This is a genomic window from Kibdelosporangium persicum, from assembly GCF_013280595.1.
GTDB lineage: Bacteria > Actinomycetota > Actinomycetes > Mycobacteriales > Pseudonocardiaceae > Kibdelosporangium > Kibdelosporangium persicum.
In genome coordinates, this window is sequence record NZ_JAAATY010000053.1 from 15,551 (window position 1) to 41,900 (window position 26,350).

General features: G+C 68.4%; 27 protein-coding genes and 1 riboswitch. Of the genes, 12 read left to right on the forward strand and 15 right to left on the reverse strand.

The window, feature by feature from the left end:
- Nucleotides 1–54: 54 nt before the first annotated feature.
- The 5 genes from moeA to GC106_RS45055 all read left to right on the forward strand — a co-directional run bounded on the left by moeA (nucleotide 55) and on the right by GC106_RS45055 (nucleotide 6,478).
- Entirely contained in the window at nucleotides 55–1,275 is a 1,221-nt protein-coding gene (gene moeA, locus GC106_RS45035) for a molybdopterin molybdotransferase MoeA (RefSeq protein ID WP_312873413.1), read from the forward strand.
- 185 nt (nucleotides 1,276–1,460) lie between these two features.
- Nucleotides 1,461–2,159 carry a phosphatidylserine decarboxylase gene (locus tag GC106_RS45040; protein WP_173142343.1) on the forward strand — a complete coding sequence of 233 codons (699 nt, stop codon included), beginning with the start codon at nucleotides 1,461–1,463 and terminating at the stop codon, nucleotides 2,157–2,159.
- Between the two features lie 5 nt (nucleotides 2,160–2,164).
- Nucleotides 2,165–3,184 (forward strand): CDP-diacylglycerol--serine O-phosphatidyltransferase, encoded by a 1,020-nt coding sequence (gene pssA, locus GC106_RS45045; protein WP_173142344.1) that lies wholly within the window; start codon nucleotides 2,165–2,167, stop codon nucleotides 3,182–3,184.
- Nucleotides 3,185–3,215: 31 nt separating this feature from the next.
- A complete protein-coding gene (locus GC106_RS45050; protein ID WP_173142345.1) occupies nucleotides 3,216–3,971 on the forward strand; it encodes a class I SAM-dependent methyltransferase in 756 nt (251 codons plus the stop codon).
- Nucleotides 3,972–4,234: 263 nt separating this feature from the next.
- Nucleotides 4,235–6,478 (forward strand): AAA family ATPase, encoded by a 2,244-nt coding sequence (locus tag GC106_RS45055; protein WP_173142346.1) that lies wholly within the window; start codon nucleotides 4,235–4,237, stop codon nucleotides 6,476–6,478.
- Here the strand turns inward: GC106_RS45055 and GC106_RS45060 are convergent.
- From GC106_RS45060 to GC106_RS45070, 3 genes are all read right to left on the reverse strand, one after another.
- A complete protein-coding gene (locus GC106_RS45060; protein WP_376777834.1) occupies nucleotides 6,475–7,383 on the reverse strand; it encodes a S1C family serine protease in 909 nt (302 codons plus the stop codon). The genes GC106_RS45055 and GC106_RS45060 overlap by 4 nt on opposite strands.
- A gap of 85 nt (nucleotides 7,384–7,468) precedes the next feature.
- Nucleotides 7,469–8,092 carry a LytR C-terminal domain-containing protein gene (locus GC106_RS45065; protein WP_173142348.1) on the reverse strand — a complete coding sequence of 208 codons (624 nt, stop codon included), beginning with the start codon at nucleotides 8,090–8,092 and terminating at the stop codon, nucleotides 7,469–7,471.
- Nucleotides 8,089–8,385, reverse strand: a complete 297-nt coding sequence (locus GC106_RS45070; RefSeq protein ID WP_173142349.1) for a DUF3263 domain-containing protein — start codon at nucleotides 8,383–8,385, stop codon at nucleotides 8,089–8,091. Before GC106_RS45070 ends, GC106_RS45065 begins: the two co-directional genes overlap by 4 nt.
- A gap of 157 nt (nucleotides 8,386–8,542) precedes the next feature.
- Between GC106_RS45070 and GC106_RS45075 the strand changes: the two genes are divergently transcribed.
- Entirely contained in the window at nucleotides 8,543–9,115 is a 573-nt protein-coding gene (locus GC106_RS45075; protein WP_173142350.1) for a peptide deformylase, read from the forward strand.
- A 55-nt stretch (nucleotides 9,116–9,170) separates the two neighbouring features.
- Here GC106_RS45075 and GC106_RS45080 read toward each other — a convergent pair whose 3' ends face one another.
- Nucleotides 9,171–9,779 (reverse strand): hypothetical protein, encoded by a 609-nt coding sequence (locus GC106_RS45080; RefSeq protein ID WP_173142351.1) that lies wholly within the window; start codon nucleotides 9,777–9,779, stop codon nucleotides 9,171–9,173.
- 190 nt (nucleotides 9,780–9,969) lie between these two features.
- Between GC106_RS45080 and thiC the strand changes: the two genes are divergently transcribed.
- Together thiC and thiD are read left to right on the forward strand one after the other, a co-directional pair.
- The gene (gene thiC, locus GC106_RS45085; RefSeq protein ID WP_173142352.1) at nucleotides 9,970–11,646 is read left to right on the forward strand and encodes a phosphomethylpyrimidine synthase ThiC; all 1,677 of its coding nucleotides are present in this window, start codon (nucleotides 9,970–9,972) and stop codon (nucleotides 11,644–11,646) included.
- A 3-nt stretch (nucleotides 11,647–11,649) separates the two neighbouring features.
- On the forward strand, nucleotides 11,650–12,471 hold the full coding sequence (gene thiD, locus GC106_RS45090; RefSeq protein ID WP_173142353.1) for a bifunctional hydroxymethylpyrimidine kinase/phosphomethylpyrimidine kinase: 822 nt from the start codon (nucleotides 11,650–11,652) through the stop codon (nucleotides 12,469–12,471).
- A gap of 185 nt (nucleotides 12,472–12,656) precedes the next feature.
- Here thiD and GC106_RS45095 read toward each other — a convergent pair whose 3' ends face one another.
- Complete coding sequence (locus tag GC106_RS45095) at nucleotides 12,657–14,195, reverse strand: PstS family phosphate ABC transporter substrate-binding protein (RefSeq protein WP_173142354.1); 1,539 nt, start codon at nucleotides 14,193–14,195, stop codon at nucleotides 12,657–12,659.
- Between the two features lie 157 nt (nucleotides 14,196–14,352).
- On the opposite strand from GC106_RS45095, the gene GC106_RS45100 reads away from it, so the two are divergent.
- Nucleotides 14,353–15,156: an ion transporter gene (locus tag GC106_RS45100; RefSeq protein ID WP_173142355.1), complete on the forward strand. Its 804-nt coding sequence runs from the start codon at nucleotides 14,353–14,355 to the stop codon at nucleotides 15,154–15,156.
- Nucleotides 15,157–15,210: 54 nt separating this feature from the next.
- Here the strand turns inward: GC106_RS45100 and GC106_RS45105 are convergent, their stop codons facing one another.
- The 4 genes from GC106_RS45105 to thiO form a co-directional block, all read right to left on the reverse strand.
- Nucleotides 15,211–15,642, reverse strand: a complete 432-nt coding sequence (locus tag GC106_RS45105; protein ID WP_173142356.1) for a MarR family winged helix-turn-helix transcriptional regulator — start codon at nucleotides 15,640–15,642, stop codon at nucleotides 15,211–15,213.
- A gap of 54 nt (nucleotides 15,643–15,696) precedes the next feature.
- Complete coding sequence (locus GC106_RS45110) at nucleotides 15,697–16,452, reverse strand: thiazole synthase (RefSeq protein ID WP_173142357.1); 756 nt, start codon at nucleotides 16,450–16,452, stop codon at nucleotides 15,697–15,699.
- Between the two features lies 1 nt (nucleotide 16,453).
- Nucleotides 16,454–16,654 carry a sulfur carrier protein ThiS gene (gene thiS / locus GC106_RS45115; RefSeq protein WP_173142358.1) on the reverse strand — a complete coding sequence of 67 codons (201 nt, stop codon included), beginning with the start codon at nucleotides 16,652–16,654 and terminating at the stop codon, nucleotides 16,454–16,456.
- Nucleotides 16,651–17,718 (reverse strand): glycine oxidase ThiO, encoded by a 1,068-nt coding sequence (gene thiO / locus GC106_RS45120; RefSeq protein WP_173142359.1) that lies wholly within the window; start codon nucleotides 17,716–17,718, stop codon nucleotides 16,651–16,653. Before thiO ends, thiS begins: the two co-directional genes overlap by 4 nt.
- A riboswitch (TPP riboswitch) is annotated at nucleotides 17,709–17,819 on the reverse strand. Its footprint overlaps the gene before it by 10 nt.
- 26 nt (nucleotides 17,820–17,845) lie before the next feature.
- Here thiO and thiE point away from each other — a divergent pair.
- The gene (gene thiE, locus GC106_RS45125) at nucleotides 17,846–18,499 is read left to right on the forward strand and encodes a thiamine phosphate synthase (protein WP_173142360.1); all 654 of its coding nucleotides are present in this window, start codon (nucleotides 17,846–17,848) and stop codon (nucleotides 18,497–18,499) included.
- A gap of 31 nt (nucleotides 18,500–18,530) precedes the next feature.
- Here thiE and GC106_RS45130 read toward each other — a convergent pair whose 3' ends face one another.
- Nucleotides 18,531–19,466: a S1 family peptidase gene (locus GC106_RS45130; RefSeq protein WP_312873414.1), complete on the reverse strand. Its 936-nt coding sequence runs from the start codon at nucleotides 19,464–19,466 to the stop codon at nucleotides 18,531–18,533.
- Between the two features lie 417 nt (nucleotides 19,467–19,883).
- A complete protein-coding gene (locus GC106_RS45135; protein WP_173142362.1) occupies nucleotides 19,884–20,522 on the reverse strand; it encodes a hypothetical protein in 639 nt (212 codons plus the stop codon).
- A 111-nt stretch (nucleotides 20,523–20,633) separates the two neighbouring features.
- On the opposite strand from GC106_RS45135, the gene GC106_RS45140 reads away from it, so the two are divergent.
- On the forward strand, nucleotides 20,634–21,581 hold the full coding sequence (locus GC106_RS45140; RefSeq protein WP_173142363.1) for a threonine ammonia-lyase: 948 nt from the start codon (nucleotides 20,634–20,636) through the stop codon (nucleotides 21,579–21,581).
- Here GC106_RS45140 and GC106_RS45145 read toward each other — a convergent pair.
- From GC106_RS45145 to GC106_RS45160, 4 genes are all read right to left on the reverse strand, one after another.
- Nucleotides 21,544–23,043, reverse strand: a complete 1,500-nt coding sequence (locus tag GC106_RS45145; protein ID WP_312873415.1) for an MFS transporter — start codon at nucleotides 23,041–23,043, stop codon at nucleotides 21,544–21,546. The genes GC106_RS45140 and GC106_RS45145 overlap by 38 nt on opposite strands.
- The gene (locus tag GC106_RS45150) at nucleotides 23,040–23,201 is read right to left on the reverse strand and encodes a DUF397 domain-containing protein (RefSeq protein WP_312873416.1); all 162 of its coding nucleotides are present in this window, start codon (nucleotides 23,199–23,201) and stop codon (nucleotides 23,040–23,042) included. The genes GC106_RS45145 and GC106_RS45150 overlap by 4 nt, the downstream gene beginning before the upstream one ends.
- Nucleotides 23,173–24,054, reverse strand: a complete 882-nt coding sequence (locus GC106_RS45155) for a helix-turn-helix domain-containing protein (protein ID WP_246368282.1) — start codon at nucleotides 24,052–24,054, stop codon at nucleotides 23,173–23,175. Before GC106_RS45155 ends, GC106_RS45150 begins: the two co-directional genes overlap by 29 nt.
- 142 nt (nucleotides 24,055–24,196) lie before the next feature.
- Nucleotides 24,197–24,961 (reverse strand): GntR family transcriptional regulator, encoded by a 765-nt coding sequence (locus GC106_RS45160; protein ID WP_173142365.1) that lies wholly within the window; start codon nucleotides 24,959–24,961, stop codon nucleotides 24,197–24,199.
- 169 nt (nucleotides 24,962–25,130) lie between these two features.
- Here GC106_RS45160 and GC106_RS45165 point away from each other — a divergent pair, with 169 nt between their 5' ends.
- On the forward strand, nucleotides 25,131–26,174 hold the full coding sequence (locus tag GC106_RS45165; protein WP_173142366.1) for an SIS domain-containing protein: 1,044 nt from the start codon (nucleotides 25,131–25,133) through the stop codon (nucleotides 26,172–26,174).
- Nucleotides 26,175–26,350 lie beyond the last annotated feature (176 nt).

Consider the following 26,350-nt stretch of genomic DNA (forward strand, 5'->3'; position numbering starts at 1 on the left):
CAAGTCTTCCATGTCACGATGTCGTTCGCGTACGACACGAGGCAGGATGCTTGCGTGCCGAACACAGCTACCAGAGCCCGCAGCGTCGACTCCTACCGTGCGACCGTCGACGCGCTGGTCACCGACCTGCCGATCGAGCGACTTCCGGTGGGCGACTGCCTCGGGCTGGTGCTCGCCGAGGATGTGACGGCTCCCATAGCGCTGCCGCCGTTCGACAACTCCGCCATGGACGGTTACGCCGTGCGGTCCGTCGACGTGGTCGGCGCGAGCGAGGAGGCTCCCGTCGAGCTGCCGGTCTCCGAAGACATCCCGGCAGGCCGGACGGATGTGGTGCCGCTGCTGCCCGGCACGGCCCACCGGATCATGACCGGCGCGCCGGTGCCGCCCGGTGCGGACACGGTCGTCCAGGTCGAGCTCACCGACTCGGGTGTGGACAAGGTCCGGATCTTCGCGCCCGTCAGCCTCGGCGCGCACCTGCGGCGCACGGGCGAAGACGTCCGTGAGGGCACGACGGTCCTGGACAAAGGGACGGTCCTCGGGCCACCCCAACTCGGGTTCCTGGCCGCGCTCGGGTTGTCCGACCTGCCGGTACGGCGTCGTCCACGGGTGCTGATCCTGTCCACCGGCACCGAGTTGGTCGAGCCGGGCCAGCCGTTGGCGCCCGGACAGATCTACGAGTCCAACAGCGTCCACATCGCCGCGGCCGTACGGGAGATCGGCGGCGTCGCGCGTGTCCTGCGTTCGGTCCCGGACGACGTGGACGCGCTGTACAGGACGCTCCAGCCGCATCTGAAGGACCACGACCTGCTGATCACCACCGGCGGTGTGAGCGCTGGCGCGTACGAGGTGGTCAAGGACGCCCTCGCGGGTGAGGGCGTGGAGTTCCTGAAGGTCGCCGTGCAGCCCGGCGGGCCGCAGGGATACGGCACGTACATGGGTTTGCCCGTGGTCACGCTGCCGGGCAACCCGGTGAGCGCGGCGCTGTCGTTCGAGCTGTTCGTGCGGCCCGCGTTGTTGCGTGCGATGGGGCGTCCGGACGTCGACCGGCCCGTCGTGCGGGCCAAGGCCAGCAGCGCGATGACCTCGCCTGCCGGGAAGAGGCAGTACCGGCGGGGTTTCTACGACGCCGGCTCGGGGCGGGCCGTGCCGGTCGGCGGACCGGGATCGCACCTGCTGGCCGCGTTCGCCAAGTCCAACTGCCTGATCGAGATCCCCGAGGACGTGACCGAGGTGCCGGAAGGCGGCGATGTGCGACTGTTGGTGATCGCACCGTGACCAGACGCATACAAACAGCCATTGATCCCACCTTTAACCCGGCCTAAACTGGGAAAACCGGGTAATTCACGTGGATGAACCGACAGGTGCCGGTGCATCGTCGGGGGATGCATCGGCACCTGGCCCGCCAGGTCGGGCAGACTTGAGGCCACAAATCACCCGTCGTGATCCAGGAAAAGGCCGCAGTGACTTCTTCCCCGCAACGTCCCGTCGCCCACTTCGTCGAGCTGGCGCGCGGCATCGTGCCACCCATGAACCCGGCAGGCCGTCCGTTCGTGCTGGCCGCCGCCGCGCTCACGCTCGTACTGCGCAAGGTCTGGCGACCGCTCGGAGTCGTCGGCGCCCTGCTGACCGGCTGGACGGCGTGGTTCTTCCGCGAGCCCAAGCGCGTCACGCCGGTCCGGTCCGGCATCGCCGTCGCCCCGGCCGACGGCACGGTCTCGCAGGTCTCCGAGGTCCTGCCGCCCGGTGAGCTCGGCCTCGGCGACACCCCGATGCTCCGGGTGAGCGTGTTCCTCTCCGTGTTCGACGTGCACGTCCAGCGCGTGCCCGCGTCCGGCGAGGTCGTGCGCAAGATCTACCACCCGGGCAAGTTCCTCTCCGCCGACCTGGACAAGGCCAGCGAGGAGAACGAGCGCAACACGGTGCAGCTGCGCACCGAGGACGGCCACGACCTGGTCGTCGTGCAGATCGCCGGTCTCGTGGCGCGACGGATCGTCTGCCACATCGACGAGGGCGACAAGGTGACGGCCGGCGCCACGTACGGCCTGATCCGGTTCGGTTCCCGGGTGGACACCTACGTGCCGCTCGGCAGCCGTGTGCTGGTCGAGCCGGGCCAGCGGACGATCGGTGGCGAGACCGTCCTCGCCGAACTGGGAGGCTGAGCCGAATGGCGGCGCGTACCGCCCCCGGAGTACGACTACTGCCCAACGCGATCACCGTGCTCGCGATGTGTGCGGGTCTGTCAGCCGTGCAGTTCGCGTTGCACGGCAACTACGGCGCCGTGCTGGCGTCGATCTTCGCCGCGGCCATTCTGGACAGTCTGGACGGCCGGATCGCCCGGTTGCTGGACGCCACCAGCAAGATGGGCGCGGAACTGGACTCCCTGTCGGACGCCATCGCGTTCGGTGTCGCGCCCGCTCTCGTGCTGTACCACTGGAAACTCGGCGAGGACGCCAACCGGATCGGGTGGATCTTCGCACTGGTGTTCGCGGTCTGCATGATCCTTCGCCTGGCGCGCTTTAACACCCTGCTGGACGACACCGAACAGCCGCCGTACGCCAAGGAGTTCTTCGTCGGCGTGCCCGCGCCCGCGGGCGGGATGCTCGCGCTGCTGCCGATGATCGTGTGGCTGGAGTTCGACCGGGCCGAGGGCTGGTGGACCAACCAGATCGTCGTGATGGTCTGGACGGTCGCCGTGGCGGCCCTGCTGATCAGCCGGATCCCGACGCTCTCGGTGAAGACCGTCCGCGTCCCGCCGAACATGGTGGTGCCTGTTCTCGTCGGCGTGACGATGCTCGCGGCCGCCGTCGTCACATATCCGATCGCCGCACTCGGCGTGTCCCTGATCGTCTACTTGTGCCACATCCCGTACGCGGTGCGCCGGAAACACTGGCTCGCCAACCATCCTGAGGCGTGGGACGTCCCGCCGCGCGAGCGCCGGGCGATCCGCAGCCAGGCCCGCCGGTTGGGGCTGCGCCCGCCGCTGCGCCGCCGTGTCGCCGGCATGGCCCGCCGGGTCCGGATGGGCGGCCGCCGCGTGGAAGACGGCGAGCAGCTGCACACCGACTGGCAGTCGTACCTGCCTCAAGAGCAGCACCCGCACGTCATCGGCCCGCTGCCCAAGCGGCGTAGCTGGCGCCGGATCGGACTGCGGCGCACGCCGCGCCCGCCGCGTGACCGCGGGTAATTCGGTTGGCGCGTAGAGCACCATCAAAGGCATGCGTTCGTTTGGGGAACTCGTAGCCGAGGCCGACGCCGAGCCCACCGAGGGCTGGGACTTCTCCTGGTTCGAGGGCCGGGCCACCGAAGCCCGGCCCTCGTGGGGTTACCAGCGGTCGATGGCCGAGCGGATGGCCGTGGCCAGTGCGGCCCTGGACATCCAGACCGGCGGCGGAGAAGTCCTCGCCGGGATCGCGAAACGCCCGCCGTTGTGTGTGGCAACGGAAGCGTGGCCGCCCAACGTGGCCAAGGCGACGGCGTTACTGCACCCGTTGGGCACGGTCGTGGTCGCCGATCCGCAGGAGCCGCCGCTGCCGTTCGCCGACGGCGCCTTCGACCTCGTGGTCAGCAGGCACCCCGTGCGGGCGTACTTCGACGAGATCGCACGGGTTCTCCGGCCCGGCGGCACGTACTTCGCGCAGCACGTGGGACCGGCGAGTGTGTTCGAGCTGATCGAGTTCTTCCTCGGCCCGCAGTCCGAGGAGAGCCGGAACTCCCGCCACCCTGATCGGGAGCGTGCCGAGGCCGAGGCGGCCGGGCTGGAGATCGTCGACGTCCGGACCGAGCGGCTACGGATGGAGTTCTTCGACATCGGTGCGGTGGTGTACTTCCTGCGCAAGGTGATCTGGATGGTGCCGGGCTTCACGTCGGAGCGGTACCTGCCGCAGCTGCGGGAACTGCACGAGCGGATCACCACTGACGGCCCGTTCGTCGCCCACAGCTCGCGCACGCTGTTCGAAGCCCGAAAAGCGTGACCACTGCACTCACCACGGTTGAACGGGAACCCCCGTAAGCTGCTCACGTGACGTCGTCTCCGCAAATCACAGTGTCTGATCGTCCTCGCTCCGCTCGGACGGGCTTGGTCGCCTAAAGCCGGTCATTTCCACCCCACCCCACGCAACCGACACCGCACAGCGCTCGCTCACCGCTCTAGCCGGGGCGGCGCCGGGCGTGTTGCGTGGCGTAAATGACCGGCGCGACCAAGCCGAGCGCGGATGTCGACCCGTAAGCTGCTCACGTGACGTCGTCTCCACAAATCACACTGACCGCTCGCCTCTCTCCGTCAGCCATCGACACCCGGCGTGGTGTCGTCCGGCTGCATCCGGAAGTCCTTGACGCCCTTGGCCTGCGGCCCTGGGAAGCGGTCAGGCTGATCGGCGCGCGGGTCAGCGTCGCGTTGGCCGCGGAGAGCGACAGCCTGCCGGGCGTGGCCCTGCTCGACGACATCACGCTGACGAACCTGGGCATCGTCGAAGGCTCCGAGGTCGTGGTCTCCCCCGTGACCGTCTCGGCCGCCAGGTCCATCACGGTCGCGGGATCGCGGCTCGCCACGACCGCCGTCACACCGCAGACCCTGCGGCTCGCGCTGATGGGCAAGGTGTTCACGGTCGGCGACGCGGTCTCGTTGCTGCCGCAGGACCTCGCGCCGCCGCCTGAGGCGGACGTGACCGCGGCGCGTCAGCGGCTGTCCCAGGCCATCGGGATGACCTGGACCAACGAGCTGATCACCATCACCGCGTCCGATCCCGACGGCGCCGTCGCGGTCGCGCCGTCCACTGTGGTCAACTGGCGGGACGGCCCGCGGACGGCCGGCCCCGCCCAGATCACCTCCGGTGGCACCCAGGTCACCGCGCAGAGCCAGGTCATCGAGGACGCGGTGATCGTGTCCGAGGAGATCGACACGTCACCGGCGGAGGCGCCGCTGCCGGTCGCCGACCTGGTCGGCGCCACCGAAGCGGCCCGCAAGCTCACCGAGTGGCTGGAGCTGGCCTTCCAGCGGCCGGAGCTGCTGCGGAAACTCGGCGCGGCACCCCGGCTCGGTGCCTTGGTCAGCGGACCGGAGGGCGTCGGCAAGGCCGCGCTGGTCCGGTCGGTGGCCAACGCGGTGGACGCCAGGATCATCGAGGTGGCCGCGCCCTCGACCGCCGTGCTGGCGGCGAACGCCGCCGCCGGGCAGGTCCGGGCGGCGATCGCCGAAGCCGAGAAGAACACTCCGGCCGTGCTGCTGCTGACCGATGTGGACGCTCTGCTGCCCGCCACCAATCCGCCGCCGGTCGCCACCATCGTGCTGGACTCGTTGCGTGCCGCGGTGAACACGCCGCGCCTCGCGATCGTCGCCACGACCGCGCATCCCGAGGCCGTCGATCCGCGTCTGCGGACCGTGGAACTGCTCGACCGGGAACTCGCGCTCCCCCTGCCCACCAGCAAGATCCGGACCGACCTGCTGCGCGTGCTGATGCGTGACGTGCCGATGGAGTCCGATGTGGACTTCGGGGTGGTGGCGGACCGGACGCCGGGCTTCGTGGTCGCGGACCTGGTGGCGCTGCGGCGTGAGGCGTCGGTCCGGGCCGCGTTGCGGCAGAAGGACTCGCCGGAACCGAAGATCTCGTCCGAGGACCTCGTGGGAGCGTTGGAGACCGTCCGGCCCACGTCGATGTCCTCTTCGGACAATCTGCAGACCGGCGGACTGACCCTGGAGGCCGTCGGTGACATGGCGGAGGTCAAGCAGTCGCTCACCGAGGCCGTGCTGTGGCCGTTGCAGTATCCGGATTCCTTTGCCCGGCTTGGCGTTCAGCCTCCGCGCGGTGTGCTGCTGTACGGTCCGCCCGGCTGCGGCAAGACGTTCCTGATCCGCGCTCTGGCCGGGACCGGCCGGTTGAACGTGATGTCCGTCAAGGGCGCGGAGCTCATGGACAAGTGGGTCGGCGAGTCCGAGCGTGCCGTCCGGGAGTTGTTCCGCCGGGCCGCGGAAGCGTCGCCCGCCATGATCTTCCTGGACGAGGTCGACGCGTTGGCGCCTCGGCGCGGCCAGTCGAGTGATTCGGGCGTCGCCGACCGTGTTGTCGCCGCGCTGCTCACCGAGCTCGACGGCGTTGAGCCGCTGCGCGACGTGATCGTCGTCGGCGCGACGAACCGGCCCGAACTGATCGATCCGGCTTTGCTGCGACCAGGCCGGTTGGAGCGGATCATCTACGTCCCGCCGCCCGACGGCGAGGCCCGCGCGGCGATTCTGCGCTCATCGGCCCGCAACACACCGCTCGCCGACGACGTGGACCTCGACGCCTTGGGGGAACGGCTGGACCGCTACTCGGCGGCGGACTGCGCGGCGCTGATCCGGGAGGCCGCGCTGACCGCGATGCGCGAATCCCTCGAAGCCACCGTGGTCACCGCGGCCCACCTGGACAAGGCCAGGGAGAGCGTCCGCCCGTCCCTCGACCCTGCCCAGCTGGCCTCACTGGAGGCCTACGCGAAATCGCGCTAACGGACGCTGAGCTCGGTCGGCGTCGCGAAGACGTCGACCATGGCTCCGCCGCGCAGCACGGTCACAGGTAACTCGGCGCCGATCGCCTCGGCGAAGAGCTGCTTCTGGATGCCCTGTGCGTCGCTGACCTGCCTGCGTCCCACGGTCAGAACGAGATCGCCGGCGTGCAGGCCCGCACGGTGCGCGGGACTGCCTGCCACAACCTCGACGACCCGCAGACCGGCTTTCTGGCCGGTGCGTTCGGCGACGTCGTCAGGCAGCGGCGCGGGCATGCTGACCAGGCCGAGGAACGCCCGGCGGACGCGTCCGTCGGAGATCAACGTCTGCACGATCCGCATGGTCGTGACGTTGACCGGCACAGCCAGGCCGAGACCGAACCCGGCGACCGCCGTGCTGATCCCGACCACGCGGCCCTCGGAGTCGGCCAGGGCACCGCCCGAGTTGCCGGGGTTCAACGCCGCGTCGGTCTGGATGACGTCCTCGATCACCCGAGCCGCCTTGCCTTGGCGGACGGGCAACGCCCGGCCGAGCGCGCTGACGACCCCGGCCGTGACCGAGCCGTTCAGGCCGAGCGGGTTGCCGACCGCGACGACAAGCTGGCCGACTTCGAGGTCGTCGGCGTTGCCCAGCAGCGCCGGTGGCGGAATGTCGCCTCGGGCGCTCAGCACCGCCAGATCCGACAACGGGTCCGCGCCGACGACCTCGAAGGACGTGTCGCTGCCGTCCGCGAAGGTCGCCGTGCCGCGTTTCGCGGAGCCCACGACGTGCGCGTTCGTCAGCAGCCTGCCGTTTTCGAACACGACGGCCGAGCCGCTGCCGTTGTCCAGCCGCACGCTCGCGACGTGCGGGGTCACCGATTTGGCAACGGAGATAACCGTCCTGGAGTACTCGTCCACCGCCACCACCACCCATTGCCGTGATTACACCGTTGCACCTCTAACAACGCTACGAGGGCGCGCGTGTTCCACGGACCTGCTGAGCAGGGCGTTCTTACTTGGACTTCTTCTCGACGTATTCCTTGGTGACGATCACGATGATGCCGGGAGTGGCGGCCTGGATGCCCTCGAACCGCGGCTCGACCCGGAGGTTGAACTGCTGCCCGAGCTCCTTGGCCTGGGCTTCCTCGGCTGTGCCCGGCCGGTAGTAGACCGTGGTGACGTAGACACGGCCCTGGTGGTTGCCCGTGGCGACGACGTTCCAACCGCCACTGCGGAAGTCCGCGGCAGCACGGTCGGCCAGGTTTTCGATGAAGCTGTTGTTGTAGACCCGGACCGGCTCGGAGCGGTTCGGCGGCTGCGTCTGCGGAGGCGGGGCCGTCGGCGGAGCGGCACTGGTCGGCGCGCTCGTCGGCGGAGCGGGCGGCACAGTGCTGGTCGCGGTCGTCGGCTCCGTCGTCGGTGGTGCCGGTGGCGCGCTTGTGGCCGTGTCCGTCAAAGGCGGTGGCGGGGGTTGCGATTCGGAAGACGGAGGCGCCGGCTGCGCGCCTGGATCCGAATTATCACCCCCGAACAGCTGGATGAGTCCGATCACCAGTGCGATCAGTGCGAGCGCGAGCAGGCCGATGCCGGCCAGACGAGCCGGCCGGGTCGGTCCTGCCTGCTCGGGCGTACTCATGTCCTCTCGACACCCAGCCTTCGTGCTCCACGAACCCGGACGCGACCGCTGCGAAGCCTGCGAAGGCGCTTCACCAGCAGCGGATCGGCCATCAGGGCCTCGTGCTTCTCGATCAGGTCATTGACCAACTGGTAGTAACGGGTGGGTGAGATCCCGAAGATCTCCCTGATCGCCTGGTCCTTCGCGCCCGCGTACTTCCACCACTGGCGCTCGAAGGCGAGGATCACCCGTTCCCGTTCGGTCAAGCCGTCGTGCGGCTCGCCCGGGGGTACCAGTGCCTCTGCGGCGTCCATCCGGCTCCTCGGTTCGCGGTCAGGAATCCCGTGCCCGTCTGGGAATCACACGCATGTGATTTCCGCGGTGTCATTACATCACGCCCTCGCTCCAGAGTGTCGGCCATGTCACCCGGCGCGTCCGGGTGACACGTCGGCGCTGGATAGAGTGCCTGCCATGGCCGTACACCCGATCCGCGTCGTCGGTGACCCTGTTCTACACAACCCCACCGACAAAGTTGCCACATTCGACGCCGAACTTCAGCAGCTCGTCGAAGACATGTTCGAGACCATGGCGGCGGCCAACGGCGTCGGTCTCGCGGCCAACCAGATCGGCATCCCGCTACGGCTGTTCGTGTACGACTGCCCGGACGACGAGGGCGTGCGCCACCGCGGCCTGATGATCAACCCGGTGCTGGAGACGTCCGAGCGCCCGGAGACCATGCCGGACCCCGACCACGACTTCGAGGGCTGCCTGTCCGTGCCCGGCGAGACGTTCCCGACCGGCCGGGCGTCGTGGGCCCGCGTGACCGGCCAGGACGTGGACGGTTCGGAGATCTCCGTGGAAGGCACGGGCTTCTTCGCCCGCTGCCTGCAGCACGAGACCGACCACCTGGACGGCCTGCTGTACCTCGACCGGCTCGTCGGCCGCTATGCCAGGCAGTCGAAGAAGATGCTCAAGCGCAACGGCTGGGGTGTGCCCGGCCTTTCGTGGGACCCGGCCACCGAACCCGACCCCTTCCAGGACTGAACCCCCTCGTGAGTGTTTATCAGGGTTAGAACACGGATAAACACTCACGAGGGGTCTAGGGGACTGGGGCGGTGTTCTGGCGCCAGGGCAGGTCGGGCAGCGAGGCCAGTTCCTCGTAGGACGTGCTGACGGCCAGCTCGTCGTAGCGGCCCGCGATCAGGAACGACCTCAGCCGTTGGGCCTGCCGCGGGGTGAAGTAGTGGCCGGTCAGCAGGAACGGCATCACCAGGCGCCAGTACGCGACCTGCGAGGCCCGGTGCCGGTGCGGCGCCCGCAGAGCCACCCGGGCCTGACGTAACAAGTGCTCGTTCGGGGTCATGTCGCCGCCCGCCAGCCACCGCTTCTCCTCGGCGATGGCGCAGTACGCGCACTCGATCTCCCCGGTGGTGGCCTCCCGGCCGCAGCCCGCGCAGTTCGACAGCCGCAGCGCCCAGTCCAGGCAGGTCCACGGATAGGTGTCGCCGTCGTCGGTCAGCACCGCCGAGATCAGGTCCGACGGGGTGCCTGCCAGCGCGTTGAGCCAGTCGGCGGCCCAGAACCGGTCGACGAAGTCCTCGCACGCGGGACACCGCGGATAGCCGCGGCCAGCGAAGTCACCGCAGTCAGCGCATGGCTGGACCCCATCGGGTCTGGCCAGCTGACGCAAGCCCGGTGCGGACGTCACAGCGAAACGGTACGCCAGTTGTCTTGGCAACGCGCGGTTATGCTGGCTATGGTCGAGAAGATTTACCAAACGTCGCGGGAGCTCGCGCCTAAGGCGGGCTGAGAGGGCGGCTTGGTGTCCATTGAGGACCAGGTGCCGCCGACCGCATGAACCTGACCGGGTAATGCCGGCGTAGGGAAGGAAGGCGTTCATGACGGCGCTCGAAGACCGCACTGTCCAGCCGACCATCACCACCGGGCCGATCTCCGGCTCGCACAAGGAATACCGCGATATCGGCGACGGTATCAAGGTGCCGTTCCGCAGGGTGGAACTCAGCAACGGCGAGCATGTCGACCTCTACGACACTTCTGGCCCGTACACCGACACGTCAGCGACCATCGACGTCCACAATGGACTTCCCAGGATCCGGGAGAGCTGGGCACTGGAGCCGATCAACGGCGCGGTGACCCAGCTGGCCTACGCCAAGGCCGGGATCGTCACCAACGAGATGCGGTTCGTCGCGGCCCGGGAGAACATGGACCCGGAATTCGTCCGTTCGGAGGTTGCCATCGGCCGCGCGGTCATCCCGGTGAACCGCAACCACCCGGAGTCCGAGCCCGCGATCATCGGCAAGCGGTTCCTCGTCAAGGTGAACGCCAACATCGGCAACTCGGCGGTGTCCTCCTCGATCGAGGACGAGGTGGACAAGATGGTCTGGGCCACCCGCTGGGGCGCGGACACCATCATGGACCTGTCCACCGGCAAGCGGATCCACGAGACCCGCGAGTGGATCATGCGCAACTCGCCGGTGCCGGTCGGCACCGTGCCGATCTACCAGGCGCTCGAGAAGGTCAACGGCGATCCGGCCAAGCTGGACTGGAGCGTCTACCGGGACACCGTGATCGAACAGTGCGAGCAAGGCGTGGACTACATGACCGTCCACGCGGGCGTGTTGCTCCGGTACGTCCCGCTGACCGCCAAGCGCGTCACCGGCATCGTCTCGCGCGGCGGCTCGATCATGGCGGCCTGGTGCCTGGCGCACCACAAGGAAAGCTTCCTGTACACCAACTTCGAAGAGCTGTGCGACATCCTGCGCGCCTATGACGTGACTTTCTCACTGGGCGACGGGTTGCGGCCCGGCTCGATCGCGGACGCCAACGACGAGGCGCAGTTCGCCGAACTGCGCACCCTGGGCGAGCTGACGCACATCGCGCGCGCCAAGGACGTCCAGGTGATGATCGAAGGCCCGGGGCACGTCCCGATGCACAAGATCATCGAGAACGTCAAGCTCGAGGAGGAGTGGTGCGGCGAGGCGCCGTTCTACACCCTCGGGCCGCTCGCGACCGACATCGCGCCCGCGTACGACCACATCACGTCGGCCATCGGCGCGGCGCAGATCGGCTGGGCCGGGACCGCGATGCTCTGCTACGTCACCCCGAAGGAGCACCTCGGACTGCCCAACCGGGACGACGTGAAGACCGGCGTGATCACGTACAAGATCGCGGCGCACTCGGCCGACCTCGCCAAGGGCCACCCCGGCGCGCAGGAATGGGACGACGCGTTGTCCAAGGCCCGGTTCGAGTTCCGCTGGGTCGACCAGTTCAACCTCTCGCTCGACCCGGACACCGCACGGTCCTACCACGACGAGACCCTGCCCGCGGAACCCGCGAAGACCGCGCACTTCTGCTCGATGTGCGGGCCGAAGTTCTGCTCGATGAAGATCACCCAGGACGTCCGCCGGTACGCCGAGGAGCACAACCTGTCCACAGTGGACGCCATTGAGGCCGGGATGACCGAGATGTCCCAGGAGTTCGCCCAGCAGGGCAACAAGGTCTACCTGCCGGTCGAGGACCTGCTCGCCGGATCGAAGACCAAGACGGTCGACTGACCCATGACGCCACCCGCTGTCCTCACCATCGCCGGAAGCGATTCCGGCGGTGGTGCGGGCATCCAAGCCGACCTTCGCACGCTCTTCGCCTGCGGTGTGCACGGGATGACCGCGGTGACCGCGGTGACCGTGCAGAACTCCATAGGTGTCACGGGAATCGTCGAGATCCCGCCGGAGGTGGTCGCCGCCCAGATCGAGGCGGTGGCCGTCGACATCGGCATCGACGCGGCCAAGACCGGCATGCTCGCCAACGCGGACATCATCATGGCCATCGCGGCCACGGCGGACCGCGTCGGCATCGGCCGGGGCGGCGGCATCCCGTTTGTCGTCGACCCGGTCTCGGCCTCGATGGGCGGCGACCAGTTGCTGCACGACAACGCCCTGGACGCGCTGCGGTCGGAGTTGTTCCCGCGTGCCACCGTGATCACGCCGAACCTCGACGAAGTCCGGTTGCTGACCGGGATCGACGTGACCGACATGGCCACCCAGCGCGAGGCGGCCAAGGCGCTGTTCGCCTTCGGACCCGAATGGGTGCTGGTCAAAGCGGGCCACATGCGCGGCGTCGACGACTGCGTCGACCTGCTCTACAACGGCTCGGACTTCCACGAACTGCCCGGCCCGCGCTACGACACCGGCAACACCCACGGCAGCGGCGACACACTGGCCTCGGCCATCTCGTCCGCCCTGGCCCGAGGGCTGCCGGTGACGGACGCGGTCGCGTTCGGCAAACGGTTCATCGTCCAGTCCGTACGGGACTCGTACCCGCTCGGCAAGGGACACGGCCCCGTGTCACCGTTCTGGCGGCTGTCGCAGGAGGAGGTCTAGGCCGTGTTTCAAATGCCCGATCGCGATAGCCGGGCCGGATGCGGCCCCTGACGCCACCGCGGGACCGCCCAAAGACAACCAGTATTCGCGGCGATCCCGCGGCGACGCCAGGAACCGCCCCACCGAGCCGATTCCGGCCTCCGGCCGGGGCAGACTCTCATCGACCGGGACATTCGAAACACGACCTAGGCCGGACGGCACAGCACTGGGTTGTCCAGCTCGTCACACGGCCGGTTGCCGTGTGACCGGATGATGTCCTTGCCGACCTGGTTGGTCAGGTAACGCAGGAAACTCGCGGCCAGTGAGTCCGCCTTGGGCTCCTGGTAGGTGTACGCGAACTCGGTCTCCCAGAACGGGTACGCGCCGTGCGTGGCCGCTTCCAGCGTCGCCCGCTGGCCGTCGATCCGCACCACGGTCAGGTCGGTGCGCTCCGTCGCGGCGCCGAGTTCGGCGTAGCCCAGGGCGCCGCTGACCGTGGCGACGCCGTTGAGCAGGTCGTCGGTGCGGTCCCGTTCGCAGCGGATGATTCCCGGCGCTCCGCCGCTGTCGCGGGTCCGGCAGTTGTCGGAGTTGGTCGCGGCCTCCCGTTTGCCCTGCAGGATCTGGTGCTGGAACGTGGTCCTGGTGCCGGATCCGGGCTTGCGGCTGATCAGCGTGACCGGCACGTCGTTGCCGCCGATGTCCTTCCAGTTGGCGATCTGGCCGTCGTAGAGCCGCCGGACCTGGTCGATCGTCAGGTCGCCGACGCCCGCGTCCTTGTTCACCACCAGCGTGAACAGCAGGAACGCGACCGGCCGCGGCAACAGCTGCGGCTGGAGGTCGGCTTTGGCCCCGTCGGAGAAGGCCAGGACGTCAGGCGAGGCCTTGGCCTGGTCACCGGCTTCCTGCAAGGTGCTCAGCCCGGCCGAGCTGCCCTGGAAGTCGTAGCTGAACGCCGCGCCGGGGCACGTGTCCGCGTACATGTCCCCGGCTTCCCGCATGACCGCTTCGATCGCGGTGGACCCGGTCAGCTTCAGCGTCCCGCCCGCGCAGTCCAACGGCGTGTCCTCGTTCACCACGGTGACCAGGCCGAGACCCACGATGATCAGGGCCATGAAGACCATCAGCGCGGCGGTCCGGCGGGACAACCCGGTGCCGGACTCGGTCTTCTTCACGCGCCCGCCCTTGACCCCCGCCTCGATCCTGGGGTCCTTCGGCGGGCCGTCCTCGCCGCCCGCCGCGCGTTCCAGGACGACCAGGACCTTGTAGTGGTCGCCGCGGTTCAACGGCACTCGCGGCAGAGTCACCACACCGGTCGGCTCGGGGCCGTTGTTCAGCGTGCCCTTGCCCAGCACGCTCAGTTCACCGAAGTTGCTGTGCAGGTCGGGCGGCTCGAGCTCGGTCACGACCATTCCGGCGACCGTACGGCCGGGGAACAGCAGCCGGACACCCACCTTGACGTCCGAGATGACCTGGTAGTCCTGCTCGTCGATGGTGGTCGAACCGGCGTTCTCGATCCGCACCAGCACGAACGACGGGTGCACCAGCTTGCTGCCCGCCTCCGGCTTCATCTCGGCCAGCACCCCGGCGTGTTCGGACCCGATCTCGTCCCGCGCCGTGGTGTCCAGCTGCACGCGGTAGCCGAGCCGCTTACGGCCGACGAAGAAGAACTCCCACAGGAAGGCGAACAGCGGGACGGCGATACCGACCACCGACAACACCAGGGCCCATAAGTCCAGATCCATCCCACGCCTCCCCAGCGCAAACCCAGAGAGATCAATCTAGTTGCGCCGGACGGCCGAACCGGGCCGCGCGCCGCGCTCTTCAGGAGGAGTTCACCGGCTGGTCGCCGCGGCTTTCCGGATCGGCGTCCGTTTCGTGAGTCCCCTACCCTGCTGACCCGTGATCACTCGGGAACAAGTGCGCTCGCTGGTGACGCGCAAGGGCTTCCAGCGCTTCATCATCGGCGTGATCGTGGTCAACGCGATCACGCTCGGCTTCGAGACCTCACCCGGCATGGTGGCCGAGTTCGGCGGCGTGCTGCACTTCGCCGACCGCGCCGCCCTGGCGATCTTCGTGACCGAGATCCTGCTGCGGATCTACGCGTTCGGCTGGGCGTTCTTCAGGGATTCGTGGAACATCTTCGACCTGGTCATCATCGGTATCGCGATCGTGCCGGCCACGGGCGAGTTCTCCGTGTTGCGGTCCCTGCGGATCCTGCGGGTGCTGCGGCTGATCTCGGTCGTGCCGTCGATGCGGCGGGTGGTCGGCGGCCTGTTGGCGGCCGTGCCGGGGATGGCGTCGATCGCCGCACTGCTTGCCCTGGTCCTCTACGTGGCCGGCGTGATGGCGACGAAGCTGTTCCAGCACCTGCAGCCGGAGCACTTCGCCGACATGGGCACGACGCTGTTCACGTTGTTCCAGGTCATGACCGGCGAGGGCTGGCCGGACATCGCGCGCGAACTGATGCGGAAGGCGCCGTTGGCGTGGATCTTCTTCGTCACGTACATCATCGTGTCCAGCTTCGCGGTGCTCAACATGTTCATCGCCGTGGTGGTCAACGGGATGGACCGCGGGATGACCGAGGAACTCGTCGAGGCCGAGGAGAAGCACGCGGCCGAGCAGAAGGCTTCGGACGAGCTGCTGCTCACCGAGATCCGGGCACTGCGCGCGGAGATCGCCGAGTTGCGTGCCGCGCGCGAGTGAATCGTTGCAACTGGAAGTCCCGTCCGGCGGGGCCGGCTGTCCGGTGGGCGGGATCTAGTCCTCGACCAGGAGTTCTTCCAGCACCGGGATGGCGGTGATCAACTGGGCCTGTTTGTCCTCCGGCAGCCGCTCGATCCGCCTGCGCAGTTCCTGCACACGGGTCGAGCGCAGCCCGGAGACCATCCGTTCGCCGTCCGGCGTGGCCTTCACCAGCCACGCCCGGCGGTCCACCGGATCGGGTTCGCGCTGCACGTACTTGGCCTCGACGAGCGCGGCGACGATCCGCGACATGGTCGGCGCGGCAACGCCTTCCTTGTTCGCCAGATCGCCGAGCCGCATCTCGCCGCAGCCGACCAGAGTCGACAGCGCGGAGATGGAACCGTGGCCGAGCCCGCCGGAAGCGCCACTGCGGCGCAGTGAACGGGACAACCGCCCGATCGCGAGATACAGCCGCGCGGGCACGTCCTCAGCAGCCGAAGTCGTCACTCTGCCCTCCCTCGTGAAAGGTGCATCGGACAATAATGACGGTTTCCGGCGGGTTCACCGAGGAGGGCTGGATGCCTGCGCCCAGAAGCGTTGCGGTATACGGCCCGCGGAACGCGCCAATCTACCTGCGACAACACCGCTGCGCATGGCCGCGGCCATCTTTTCCGGATCGCTCGCCCGGGTGACCGCCGTGGCGAGCATCACCGCGTCACAGCCCAGTTCCATCGCCAGCGCGGCGTCCGACGCGGTGCCGATGCCCGCGTCCAGCACCACCGGAACCGACGCCCTGGCAACGATCAACTCGATGTTGTGCGGATTCCTGATGCCCAGCCCGGTCCCGATCGGCGAGCCGAGCGGCATCACCGCCGCCGCACCGGCTTCTTCCAGCCGCAACGCCAGCACCGGGTCGTCGTTGGTGTACGCCAGCGCCACGAAGCCGTCGGCGACCAGTTGCCGCACGGCGTCAAGCAGCTCAACGGGATCTGGCAGTAACGTCCGGTCATCGGCCACCACTTCGACCTTGACCCAGTTGGTGTCCAACGCTTCGCGCGCCAGCCGGGCCGTGAGCACGGCCTCCGCCGCGGTCCGGCAGCCCGCGGTGTTCGGCAACGGGTCGATCCCGAGCCGCCGCAACGTTTCCAGCACGCCGGTGCCGCCGCCCGAGTCGACCCGGCGCATGGCGACCGTGGTCAGCTCGGTGCCGGAGGCGACCAGAGCGCGTTCGAGGACGGCGAGATTGGCCGCGCCACCGGTTCCCATGATCAGCCGGGACGAGTACTCCCGGCCGGCGAGGACGAAGGGGTCGTCCATGTCAGCCTCCTTGCACAGCGGTCAGCACTTCGACGTCCGCGCCTTCGCCGACCACCGTTTCCGGGTGCTTGGCGCGCGGCACGACCTCACCGTTCACCGCGACGGCGACGCCGTTGGGGGGAACTTCCAGCAGCCGCAGGACATCCGCGATCGTCGCGCCCTCGGCGAGCTCACGTTCGACGCCATTGACGCGCGCCTTCATGTTCGTGACTCCAATCTGGCGGCCTTGGCCGCTTCGGGGACCGGTTCACCGTCCAGCAACGCCACCACCGCCTCGGCGGTGATCGGCGCGAGCAGCAGGCCGTTGCGGTGATGCCCGCTCGCCACCATCACTCCGGGCTCCAGCCAGTCGATCACCGGCAGGTTGTCCTGGCTTGACGCGCGCACGCCGGCCGCGCTCTCCACCAGGATGTACTCGGAGATGCCCGGCACCACGCGTTCCGCGTCCAGCAACAGATCCCGGACGCCGCGCACGGTGACTTCCGTGTCGTACCCGGCTTCGTACTGCGTCGCCCCCAGCACGACCTCGCCCGTGTCCCGGGGAACGAGGTACACCGGCCGGGACTCCACCAGGGCACGGATGGTCCGGCTGAGCGGCACCGCGCCGCGGCCTGGCTTGAGCCGGAGGATCTCGCCCTTCACCGGACGGATCAACGAGGTCAACGCCGGGTGCAGGGTACGGCTCCACGCGCCCGCGGTGATGACGACAGCGTCACAGTCCACAGTGGAGTCTTCAAGCTCGACGACGCCCGGACCGACCGCCTTGGCTTCCGCATGGAGGAATTCCGCCTTGGACCGCAGCACGTCCAGCAGCTTCCGGTTGTCCACGGCCAGATCGCCCGGCACGGACAGTCCACTTCGTACGGACGTGGACAGCGCCGGTTCCATTCCGCGCAGTCGCGGACCGGTCAGCCGGTCGACTTTCCGCCCGATGGAAGCAAGGTGCTCGGCCAGGATGGTCAGCTGGTCGGCGTCCGCGGAGTCGAACGCCGCGACCACCGTGCCTTCCGTGCGCAGGCCGACATCGCCGAGCTCGGCCGCGAACTCCGGCCACGCCCGCAGCGACGCCTCACCCAGTTCCAGCAACGGTTCCTCGCCGGGCCACGCCTCGGTCGTCGGCGCGAGCATGCCGCCGGCCACCCAGGACGCGCCAGAACACGGGTGCGGGTCGACCACAACCGTCCGCCATCCGGAATTCGTCGCACGCCACGCGACCGACAGGCCGATCACGCCCGCCCCGACGACTACGATCTTTCCTTTGACCACAACACGCTCCCTGCGCCGGCATGACCCGGATCAGGTTCGACGGTCGGAGCTCGTCAAGCTCCCTCTCAGCCCGGTTTCGCCAGGCTCCCGTGCGGACCGGTCCTCAGAATAGCGTAGAAATCAAGGTATGCCCGGACTCAGTGGGACAGACCTCAGGCGCAAGCTGGCCGAAGCACGGCTCTACCTGTGCACCGACGTGCGCGACGACCTGGCGCGATTCGTGGACGCGGCGCTCGACGGCGGCGTGGACATCGTCCAGCTTCGCGCGAAGACGCTGGAAGCGCGCCAGGAGATCAAGGCGCTGGAGGAGATCGCCGGTGTCTGCGCCAAGTACGGCGCCCTGTTGTCGGTCAACGACCGGGCGGACATCGCGGCGGCCGTCGGCGCGGACGTGCTGCACCTCGGCCAGGACGACCTGCCGGTGAAGTACGCGCGCCGGATCGTCGGCGAGGACATGATCATCGGCCGCTCCACCCACGACGCCGGGCAGGCCCTCGCCGCCGCGACCGAACAGGGCGTCGACTACTTCTGCACCGGTCCGTGCTGGCCGACGCCGACCAAACCGGGCCGCCCGGCGCCGGGCCTGGACCTGGTACGGCGAACCGCCGAGGAGAACCCGGCGCGGCCGTGGTTCGCCATCGGCGGTATCGACGCGGGCAGGATGCCGGAGGTGCTGGCGGCGGGCGCGTCCCGCGCGGTGGTCGTGCGTGCGATCACCGAGGCGGAAGACCCTCGCGCCGCCGCCAGTCTGTTGAAGAAACAACTCACCGGTGGTTCGTGACGACGCTGGCACGAACCACCGGTGCGGGCCGTCAGCCCGTGAGCAGCCTCAGGCCGTAGACGGACAGGATCTCGCCGAGGGGCTGGAAGTAGCAGGTCGAGGTGTTGCCACCGGACACGACGCCCTGGCCCTGACCGGCGGGCGTGATGAAGCCACCGCCGGAGTCACCCGCCTGGCACCGCACGTTCGTGGCGGTCATGCCGCCGACCGCGCCCTGCTGGTACCGGACGGTCTGGTTCTTGGCGCCGACGGTGCCGCAGGTCCAACCGGTGGTCGAACCCGCCTTGCAGACCTGCGCGCCGGTCGCGGCCGAGGACGAACCCCGGACGGTCACCGAACCGACCCGCGGTTCGAGCGTGACACCGGAGTTGGTGCGCACCCAGGCGTAGTCATTGCCCGGGAAGGACGAGCCCGCCCACGTGCCGTTGTTGGGCTGGGCGCTGCCGGTCTCCGTCTCACAGTGCCCGGCGGTGACGTAGCCGCCTTGCACAGTCAGTCCGACGGAGCAGCGGGAGCTGCCGATGTAGTAGGCGTCGCCGCCCTTGACGAACAGCTGCGGCGCTTCCGCTTCAATCACCCGAACGTGGGAACCTGCGAAGGATTTCGCGGCTTCGGCAGTGCCCGGGAGAGCGGTCACGACTATCTCGTTGGTCACAATATCGGCGTACCAACCGGTAACTGACGACGGCGCGCTGCGCTCGCGCGCGTTCAGCCGTGCCACCTCGGAGTCCAACTGGGCCGCGCTGGTGGCGACCACTCTGGCCGTCGCACCGGCGGCCGTCACAGCCGCGACTTCGCTCGCGTCGGTCGTGCTGACGACGAGTTTCCTTGTCGCGGCGTCGAAGTAGGCACCGCCGAAACTTTCGCCGAGCGCCGTACGCAGCGAATTCTCGGTCCCGATCGCGGCTTCCTGAGTAGCCATGAGATCACGCGCCGCTGTCGCGTCGAGTCCGAGATCGCGCTTCATGGCGGCCAGCAGCCCGGGATTTTCGGCCTCGATCCGATCGATCGCCGAATCTGTTGCAGAAGTGCCACCCGAAGATGCCGCGGACGCGGGTAGACTGTGCATCACAGCCATGGCGGCGGCAATGAGGACGGCACCGGTTAACCGGGCCGTTTTCCTTGGGTTCATGTCGTCTCCTTGGGTGCAGGGACCCGTGAGCTGGATGCAGGGCCGGCTCACGGGCTTTCAAGGAATGGGTGACGGGGTGGTCGACTCACCCCGTCACCTGTTCGAGTGTTCTTGGCGTCACTCTTCCGGGTCACCCTCCGCAAGCGAGCGTATGAATCGCGCTCGCGTTACACAATGGCCCGAACAGGGCGAAATTGTGTTCCAAATCACACCAAAGCTGTACGCGCTGTAATCAGTCCTGGACAGAGCGCTTTACCGACTGCTCGGCGGCGCACTAGAAGGACCGGACTGAACCGGATCAGCAGTCGAACTGGTGGTCGACGGAGGGCTCGACGAAGTCGATCCGGAAGCCGGCGGCGGTGTGGTCGTGGGGGCGACCGACGGCTGTGACGGCGTTTCCGTGACCGTGACGGTGGTGGGCGGCGGCACCTTTTGTGGCATTGGTCGTTTTTGCTCTTCGTGATCCGGCCGCTGCAGAACGCCACCAATCGTGGTCTCCGAGCCACCGGAAAGTGGTTCACCACGAACCCATTCGATACCGGTGATCACAACCATGCCGAGAACGAATGCGGCGAGAGTGCCACCAGCGAGTAATTGCCAGCGCACGCGCCGTGGCGACTTGTCGGTTTTGTCGTCCGAAGGGTCCGCTTCCTTCTTCACAACTCGGCTACGAACCCGGTCGATCGATCTCGCGTACGCCTCGGCTGCGATGGTCGTCACAATGGCACCAATTGCGGCACCGAGTACCGTTCCGGCGACACCGAGTGTCGATCCGAGGACGGCCGCGGTCACCGCCGCGAGCGCCGCGACGACGATCTGACTCGGGTGGAATCCGCCCTTGCGCTCCTCACTCATCCCGGGAAACCACTTCTCCTTCTCGTCGCTCGACACAGAAGGGACGTACCCAGCGCGGCGGGGGTTGACCCAACGTGAGCACCACCACCCCGTCAGTCCACTGTGGACGACTATCGTCACCTGCCCGGACAAGGCAAGATTCCCGGTGTGGAACTGGTGACTATCGACGACATCAAGGCGGCGGCCGACCGGGTGCGCGACTCGGTCGTGCGGACCCCGCTGCTGCCCGCGAGCTGGGCGGACCCCGACCGTCCACTATGGATCAAACCGGAGAACCTGCAGCCGGTCGGCGCGTTCAAGATCCGGGGCGCCTTCAACACCTTGGCCCGCTTGGACGATCCCGTCCGCGCACGCGGTGTCGTTGCGTACTCGAGCGGCAACCATGCGCAAGCTGTCGCGTACGCCGCGCGGGCGTTCGGCGTGCCCGCGCACATCGTCATGCCGGAGGACACCCCTTCGGTGAAGGTCGAGAAGACGCGGTCGTACGGCGCCGAGGTCGTGCTGTGCCCGGTCGGCAAGCGCGAGGAGTACGCCGACAACCTGGTCGAGCAGACCGGCGCGGTGCTGGTCCCGCCGTTCGACCACCCCGACGTGATCGCCGGACAGGGCACGACTGGGCTGGAGATCGCCCATGACCTGCCCGAGGTCGAGGTCGTGCTGCTCCCGGTCAGCGGTGGCGGACTGGCATCCGGCGTCGGCACGGCGATCCGTGCGATGTGCCCCGGCGCGCGGATCTACGGCGTCGAGCCGGAACTGGCGGCCGACACGGCCGAAAGCCTGGCCGCGGGACACCGCGTGAACTGGTCGGTCGAGGACCGCAACCGCACGATCGCGGACGGCCTTCGGTCGCAGCCGTCGGACCTGACGTTCGCACACTTGCAGAAGGTCATCGACGGCATGATCACGGTGACCGAGGACGAGATCCGCGAGGCGGTTCGGGTGCTGGCGCACAAGGCGCACCTCGTCGCCGAGCCCAGTGGTGCCGTGGCCGTGGCCGCTTATCTGAAGGGTGCCGCGACGCCGGGCCGGACTGTGGCGCTTGTGTCCGGCGGGAACGTCAACCCGCGGATGCTTGCGGAGATCCTGACGGCCTGACGTGGGTCGGCGGCCCTTCGACGCCGCAGTGCAGGCACTCGCCGGGCGCCGGGGCTTCGTGCTTCGGCTCCGGCGGGCCGCCGAGGACGTCGTTGCGGACACCCAGCGCCAGCAGACCGCCCACCGCGGCCAGCACGGCACAGATCATCAAGGACGTCTGCCACGCGCTCGTGAGAGCCGCCGGATCGGTGTACGCCGCTCCGTTCAGCCCCGCCACGGCAGGCAACACCGCGACCGCCAGCAGGCCACCCGTCCGCGCGATCGCGTTGTTCACGCCCGACGCGACGCCCGCGTGCCGGTCTTCGGCGGCCGCCAGCACAGTCGCCGTGACCGGCGCCACCACGGTCGCCAGCCCGATCCCGAACACGATCACCGCAGGCAGGACCTCGGTGACGTAGGACGCGTCCGGCCCGATCCGCATCATCAGCAGCATGCCCGCGGCGATGATGAACGGCCCGGCCACGAGCTGGAGCCGTGGCCCGATCCGTTGCGCGATCCGCCCGGACAGCGAAGAGGTGAGCAGCATGATGATCGTGATCGGCAGTCCGGCGATGCCCGCGGCCGTCGGCCCGTACCCGAGCGACACCTGAAGCTGCAGCACCATCAACATCATCACGCCGCCGAGCGCGGTGTAGACCACGAACGTCAAAGCGTTCGAGAGCGTGAACGTGCTGTCGCGGAACATCTCCGGCGGCACGAGCGGGTCGCGCATCCTCTTCTGGAGCACGACGAAGGACACGACCCCGACGAAGCCCAGAATTCCGGCGATCAGGACAAGCGGGTCAGGTCCGCGCACCGGCGCCTCGACCAGAGCCGTGGTGACGCCCGCGAGCCCGACCGCCCCCAGCGCCGAACTCACGATGTCCGGATGCCCCCGCATCTGCTCGTCCCGCGACTCGGGAACGTACTTGCGCGCCATCCACACGCAGACCACGGCGATCGGCAGGTTGACCAGGAACGCCAACCGCCACGACCAAGCCTGCACGAGCACGCCGCCGACAAGCGGACCGACCGCGGCGGCGATGCCGCCCAGCCCTGACCAGGCCCCGATCGCCCGCGCCCGGTCCGCACGGTCGAAAGAGGACTGCAGAATGGCGAGCGAACCCGGCGTGAGCAGCGCGCCACCGATCCCTTGCAGAATCCGCGCGACGACGAGCAGCTCGGTGTTCGGCGCGATCCCGCACAGCAGCGAGGCAAGCCCGAACCAGACGATGCCGATGACAAAGACCTTGCGGCGGCCGTAGCGATCCCCCAGCGACCCCGCGATCAGGATGAGCGACGCCAGGGACAGCAGGTACCCGTCAAGGATCCACTGCAGACCCGCGACGGACGCGTCGAGCTCGGTGCCGATCCTCGGCAGCGCGACGTTGACGATGGTGCCGTCGAGCATCGCCATGCCGGACGCCATGATCGTGGTGGCCAGGACGCCACGGGCGACCGGCGTGCCCCAGCGAATGGTCACAGTGAGCTCAGGAAGGTCGTCCAGGCCTCAGCGGGCACGGTCACGCACGGGCCGTCGGCGTTCTTGGAGTCGCGAATACCGACAAGGTCAGGCGCGACAGCCACCTCGACGCAGTTCGAGTTGGTACCGCTAAAGCTGCTTTTGCGCCAGCTGGCCACTGCCGTGTCCCTTCTCAGCCGTGTGCAGCGTCCGGGCCACCTCCCTGATCAACGCCGATGACTTGTCCGGCGTGTGAGCAAGGCCCCAGATGTCCTGCCAGTACAGCCTATATGCGGCGATGTCGGCCTTCTCCTCCAAATAGAGATCGGCGACCTTGTTCTCCAGCAGCACCAAGCTGGGTAGCCCGCGATAGTCCATGATCACGAACGGGCTGGTCAGGCCCGCGTGCGCGCCTCGCCCGAACGGCAGTACCCGCAGATCCACGCCGGGCAGGCACGCCGCCTCCAGGAGATGCACAAGCTGGCCGTGCATGACCTCTGGACCGCCGACCGTTTCGCGCAACGCGGCCTCATGCAGGACCACCCTGAAGTCCAGCGGCGTCCGGCGGCGAAGCAGGGACTGGCGTGCGATGCGGGCGTTGGTCCGGCCGGTCCTCTCCTGCTCCGAGAGCCGCGATTCGCCACCGTCGAAGAGCGCTTTGGCGTAGGGGAAGGTCTGGAGCAGTCCTGGGATCAACAGGCTCTCGTAGTTGCAGATCCGGGCGGCGTCCTGCTCCAACCCGATCCAGTTCGCCGTGTCCTCGTTGGTCCGCAGGTCGCCTCGGTCGAGCAGGCCTGGCTCGTTCAGCTGTTCCATCAGGCGGAGCAGCCCTTGCCGCTTCGCCCTCGGCACCTTGTACAGCGTGAGCAACTCGACCAGCGCGTCGCGGCTGAGCCCTTGGCCGGTGTTCTCGATCCGCGAGACCGTGCTGACCGAGATCCCCACCTGCTTGGCGACTTCCCGGCTGGTCAGGTTCAGACCTTCGCGCAGCCGGCGCAGCTCCGCCGTCAGCCGTCTCATCCGGATGTTCATCCTGGGCACAACCACACCTTGCGCCCAGGTGATCACCGGCCGCCACTACCCGATCGTGGCCTTGTTCTCATACCCCGCAACCCGAATCCACGCCCGGCGTCGCATGTGGATCACCGACGCCGGGTGTGCCCGGAACGGCGAGTCACCCGTTTGGACGGTTCAGGGTCGCGACGAACTTGTACCGGTCGCCGCGGTAGACCGAACGCACCCACTCCACCGGACGACCGTCGGTGCCGAAGGAGTGCCGTGACAGCAACAACATCGGCATGCCGACGTCCGCCCCCAGCAGTTCGGCCTCCTGCGGACCGGCCAGCCCGGTCTCGATGGTCTCCTCCGCGTGCCCCAGTTCCACTCCGAAGCGCTCCCGCAACACCTGGTACAGGGAGCCGCCACTGGTGATGTAACGGCGCAGGCCGCGGAACCGCCCGAGCGGCAGGTGTGTCGTCTCCAGCGCCATCGGCTCGCCGTCGGCGAACCGCAGCCGGTGCAGTCGCAGGATCTTCGCGCCCGCCCGGATTCCCAGCAGCCGGGCCAGTTCCGCTTCCACCGGAAGCTCGGACACCTCAAGCAGACGTGAAGATGGTTCACGTCCTTGCGCGCGCATGTCCTCCGTGTAGGACGAAAGGTGCAGTCGCTGCGCCACTTTGGGCTCCGCGGCGAAAGTTCCCTTGCCCTGCACGCGGAGCAGCCGGCCCTCCACGGTCAGCTCGGCCAACGCCTGGCGCACCGTGGTACGCGAGACGTCGAACTCCGCCGCCAACGAGCGCTCGGTCGGGATCGGCGAGCCGGGGGGCAACGCGCTCAGCAGATCCAGCAGGTGCCGCTTCAAACCCCAGTACTTCGGCTCGCGCTGCAGGCGTGCTGCGGCGGCGGTGTCCGGCGTAGCGGCGGACGATGTCTCCAGCATGGCCTCCTCCTCAAGGCGTACCCCCACAGCATGCCCTGCCACCGGCTCAGATGCGATCAAACCCCGCCGAGTTGCCCGTTGGAGTGACAAACTGGCATCACATCGTCTCACGTGGCGGACAGGGCTGTCCGGCCACTACGATTGGTCTAGACCTACTACGGGAGGGACGATGACCGACGAAACGCCCGGCAGGCACATGAGTGCCGAGATCGCCGAGCAGCCGGAGGTGTTCGCAGCGGTCACCGGGAGCCGGCCGTTGATCGCCTCCGTGGGTGGCGTGATCGCCGAACGCAGGCCGCGCTTCGCGCTGCTCGCGGCCCGTGGTTCGAGCGACCACGCCGCGTTGTATGCGAAGTACCTAACAGAAGTCCTGCTCGAACTGCCCGCGGGCCTGGTCTCCGCGTCGACGACGACGTTGTACAACGCCAAGCCCGACCTGCACGACGTCCTGTACATAACGGTGAGCCAGAGCGGCGGCTCGCCCGACCTGATCGAGGCGACCGCCGCCGCCCGTGACCGTGGCGCACTGACCGTTGCCGTCACCAACAACCCGGAGTCCGAGCTCGCCGCGGCCGCCGAGCTGTCCGTGGACGTCAACGCCGGCGTAGAAAAGGCGGTCGCGGCCACCAAGACGTACACCGCGACGCTGCTGGCGCTGTACCTCTTGATCGACTCTGTCCAGGGTGGACAGGGCGAGAAAGCCGCCGCACTGCCCGAACTGGCAGCCCAGGCGCTGTCCACGATCGACTCTTCGGTCGAGGAGGCGGTCGCCCGGTACCGGTTCGTCGAACGCATGGTGACGACCGGGCGCGGTTACTCCTCGGCCACCGCGGCCGAGGGCGCGTTGAAACTGGCGGAAACCAGCTATCTCGCGGCGCGTGCGTACAGCGGCGCGGACCTCCTGCATGGCCCAGTCGCCGCGATCGACTCCGACACCGGCGTCGTCGCGGTCACCAGTGCGGGCAAGGGCGGCGAAGCGATGCGTGACGTCGTCGACACGGTGCGCCAGCGCGGTGCCGACGTCCTCGCCGTCGGTTCCGCCGCCGCGGACGTCCCGGCCAGTTCCCGGATCGTCCTGCCGGAGACGGCCGAGGAAGTCGCACCGGTCCTGGAAGTCCTGCCGCTGCAACGACTCGCGCTCGGCCTGGCGCTGGCGCGAGGCGGCGACCCGGACAACCCCCGCGGCCTCTCCAAAGTAACCAGAACCCGCTGACCCCTCTCGTGAGTGTTTATCGGGGTTCTAACCCTGATAAACACTCACGAGGGTTGACCTGCGGCTTCCCGGGCGGGCGGGAGTGGGGTGTCCGGCTCGGTGGTCGCCGCGTCGAAGACCAGCTTTCCCTCGACCCAGACCTTGCTCGGCTTCAACTCGTCGTCCCACAGCACGAG

Excerpts from the sequence above, each read along its gene's own strand:
- GC106_RS45160 (WP_173142365.1), bottom strand. The coding sequence starts at position 24,961 with ATGCTGGAGACATCGTCCGCCGCTACGCCGGACACCGCCGCCGCAGCA.
- GC106_RS45130 (WP_312873414.1), bottom strand. The coding sequence starts at position 19,466 with ATGAAGCGCGATCTCGGACTCGACGCGACAGCGGCGCGTGATCTCATG.
- GC106_RS45070 (WP_173142349.1), bottom strand. The coding sequence starts at position 8,385 with ATGGACGCCGCAGAGGCACTGGTACCCCCGGGCGAGCCGCACGACGGC.
- GC106_RS45110 (WP_173142357.1), bottom strand. The coding sequence starts at position 16,452 with ATGGACGACCCCTTCGTCCTCGCCGGCCGGGAGTACTCGTCCCGGCTG.
- thiC (WP_173142352.1), top strand. The coding sequence starts at position 9,970 with ATGACGGCGCTCGAAGACCGCACTGTCCAGCCGACCATCACCACCGGG.
- thiE (WP_173142360.1), top strand. The coding sequence starts at position 17,846 with ATGCCCGGACTCAGTGGGACAGACCTCAGGCGCAAGCTGGCCGAAGCA.
- thiS (WP_173142358.1), bottom strand. The coding sequence starts at position 16,654 with ATGAAGGCGCGCGTCAATGGCGTCGAACGTGAGCTCGCCGAGGGCGCG.
- thiD (WP_173142353.1), top strand. The coding sequence starts at position 11,650 with ATGACGCCACCCGCTGTCCTCACCATCGCCGGAAGCGATTCCGGCGGT.
- pssA (WP_173142344.1), top strand. The coding sequence starts at position 2,165 with ATGGCGGCGCGTACCGCCCCCGGAGTACGACTACTGCCCAACGCGATC.
- GC106_RS45155 (WP_246368282.1), bottom strand. The coding sequence starts at position 24,054 with ATGAACATCCGGATGAGACGGCTGACGGCGGAGCTGCGCCGGCTGCGC.
- GC106_RS45050 (WP_173142345.1), top strand. The coding sequence starts at position 3,216 with ATGCGTTCGTTTGGGGAACTCGTAGCCGAGGCCGACGCCGAGCCCACC.
- GC106_RS45065 (WP_173142348.1), bottom strand. The coding sequence starts at position 8,092 with ATGAGTACGCCCGAGCAGGCAGGACCGACCCGGCCGGCTCGTCTGGCC.
- GC106_RS45075 (WP_173142350.1), top strand. The coding sequence starts at position 8,543 with ATGGCCGTACACCCGATCCGCGTCGTCGGTGACCCTGTTCTACACAAC.
- GC106_RS45095 (WP_173142354.1), bottom strand. The coding sequence starts at position 14,195 with ATGGATCTGGACTTATGGGCCCTGGTGTTGTCGGTGGTCGGTATCGCC.
- GC106_RS45165 (WP_173142366.1), top strand. The coding sequence starts at position 25,131 with ATGACCGACGAAACGCCCGGCAGGCACATGAGTGCCGAGATCGCCGAG.